4 protein-coding genes are annotated in these 1,303 nt (G+C 46.2%); all 4 read left to right on the forward strand.

Annotated elements, in window-relative coordinates:
- The coding region (locus ACKWCC_RS19275) for a single-stranded DNA-binding protein (protein WP_413997602.1) at positions 1–172 on the forward strand (172 nt) is incomplete at its 5' end.
- Positions 173–242: 70 nt separating this feature from the next.
- Positions 243–623: a DUF6876 family protein gene (locus tag ACKWCC_RS19280; RefSeq protein ID WP_413997599.1), complete on the forward strand. Its 381-nt coding sequence runs from the start codon at positions 243–245 to the stop codon at positions 621–623.
- Between the two features lie 11 nt (positions 624–634).
- Positions 635–820 carry a hypothetical protein gene (locus tag ACKWCC_RS19285; RefSeq protein ID WP_413997600.1) on the forward strand — a complete coding sequence of 62 codons (186 nt, stop codon included), beginning with the start codon at positions 635–637 and terminating at the stop codon, positions 818–820.
- A gap of 10 nt (positions 821–830) precedes the next feature.
- On the forward strand, positions 831–1,109 hold the full coding sequence (locus tag ACKWCC_RS19290) for a hypothetical protein (protein ID WP_413997601.1): 279 nt from the start codon (positions 831–833) through the stop codon (positions 1,107–1,109).
- Positions 1,110–1,303 lie beyond the last annotated feature (194 nt).

Raw genomic sequence — 1,303 nt, forward strand, 5'->3', positions numbered from 1 at the left:
CAAGACGGCCGAAATTGTGGAGAACCATGTTGCGAAAGGCAAGGAAGTGGGCATTGTGGGAAAACTGAAGACCAGGACCTACACCATGGACGATGGAAACCAACGCTATGTGACCGAGGTAGTGGCCGACGAGATCCTTTTGCTCGGGAACAAAACGGAGCGGCAATCTTAAAAGACAAAGAGGGCGGTGCTCGGGAAAGTGGCGCCCTCTTTTAAAATGTTCAACTTTAAAAAGTTAAAAAATGAAATTACGAGATAAGGAAATAAGAGAGCGCTTGCAATGTTTCACGGGAACACAGATGTACCATTACATCCCCATCCTTGGAACCCGGTTCACCGACGGATTGAAATATCTGTCCGATGTTGCCGGTTGCCATTGGTTGATCACCGACACATCGGTAATGGCCAAGGGTTTGAAACATCGCAGCAAGTGGGTGACCATAGACTTCAAAAGACTGTCCGAAGAAAAACAGGATTTTACCGGATATGAGGCCCGGATCGTCTACAGCGATGGCAATGACAACATTTTGGAAACACAGTGGTACCGGGCCACGGATTTTCCATTGGATGAACTGCGGTTGTTTTTTGTGAACGACACGCTGATGCTGCCCAGTGAATACTAAAACGCAAGATGATGGTACAACTGAACTTTATGGATCTGAGCACGGAGGCACAAGAGCGGCTCTTGCAGCGTGCCATGCGTGATGTGGAGCGGCAGTACGGAAAACAGCTCCGTGGCCAAGCCGGGCACTATGAGAACGCCCTTTTGGCCGAGGCACAACGGAAGCTCTACGATTATACCTACGTATTCAAGGTGTAAATGGCATCAATTGAAAGCATCCCTTATGGGGTGCTTTTTTTATGTCCATAAGCGGCACAAAGACGGTGACATTTATGTAACTTTAAGCACCGGACCTTATAACATCGTTCAAGATCTGACTTTCCAAGAGCGGTCCGTTCCAAATTTTCAACATAAAAGAACAGGTATTGCCCCAATGGGCAATGTCGCCGTTTTAGGTCCCGTCCACGGGACAAAAAAGGAAGAGCAAGAGGGTAACCTGCTGGCGCAGGTTTCGTTTCTTATGTATCTGATAGATAAGCAATTGTAACTTAAAGAAGAAGATTCCAACGCTATTTTTTATCCAAAAACTGGGTAAGGTGCTGGAAATCAGTAAAAAATTGATCCAATTATGGACAAATGCTATAAAAACGAGGGCTTTTCCAACTTGAAGATAAAACAATCGGTGGCCAAGAAATTCAAGGGTTTCGCCAGGAGGTTCAAAGCATCGCACAGCATGACCCT

Source organism: Maribacter aquimarinus, from assembly GCF_047345505.1.
In the GTDB taxonomy this organism is placed as follows: domain Bacteria; phylum Bacteroidota; class Bacteroidia; order Flavobacteriales; family Flavobacteriaceae; genus Maribacter.